The organism is Vibrio sp. Y176 (assembly GCF_033438945.1).
On sequence record NZ_JAWOQS010000182.1, the window covers coordinates 1 to 936 of the forward strand.

The following is a 936-nucleotide window of genomic DNA, read 5'->3' on the forward strand; positions in this document are numbered from 1 at the left end:
ATCGCAGGCTCCGAGAAAATTTCCACACTCGGATCGGAAGCAGGGCCAGTCACACGCACACCTGCGATCACATCGTCTTGAGTATTGTCAGGGTTACGAATCGCTTTGATCGATACATACGGTTGATCCGCTGGGCCGTTCATTAAGATCTTACCTTCTTCGATCACCAAATCTTGACCAAATGAACGGTAAGAACCGTCAACGATGTTTACCTCACCAACGATGAATGGTCCTTTGTCTTTTTGTGTCACGTTAAGGCTACCTTTCAAGCCGCCCTTCAAGCCAAACGCCGCAAGTTGGAAGTCATCACCAATCTTGATGTTGATGTCCGTTTCGACGTTGAATGGCATAGCCGTCACTTCATCAACTGGCTGTAAATCCTTGTTTAAAATCACGGTATCACTCGACACCCCAACCGCACTTGGTGGCAGTTCCTCAATGACGATACGTCCCCATGGCAGATTGATGTTACCTTCCACCTTCGCCAACTGCGGTGTGACATCAATGGTCATGTCCGGCTCAACTTTGATTTTGACCATCGGCGGCATATCAACTTTCAGCTCTTTTGCAAACACGCGGGCACGAGTGCGCCAGTCTTGCAGGTCACGCCAGTCAGCATCACCGGTGATTTCTAGCTTACCGTCAGGCGTAATGATCCCTGCATCCAGATCCGCTTGGATTTTGTCTAGCGTTACCGACAGTTTTTTGAAACCTTCTAGGTAAGTATCAAACTTTTCTGGTGGGTAATTACCACGTTTTGACTGTTCTACAATGGCTTGTAAGCTATCAATCGCTGATTTCATGGTTTCCACGTCAGACGCTTCTGCGGCCTGTTTGAATTCCATCTTCATCTGCTTCATGTTTTGCTTCAAATCAACCGCTTCTGCCATCGCGTATGTTGAGCCCAACGCAATCGCACACCCTAGAACTAAAGGA

1 protein-coding gene is annotated in these 936 nt (G+C 47.9%); it reads right to left on the bottom strand.

The window, feature by feature from the left end; genetic code table 11:
• Positions 1 to 936 (bottom strand): translocation/assembly module TamB domain-containing protein (locus tag R7O13_RS24965; protein WP_318304957.1); only part of this gene is annotated, 936 nt, incomplete at both ends.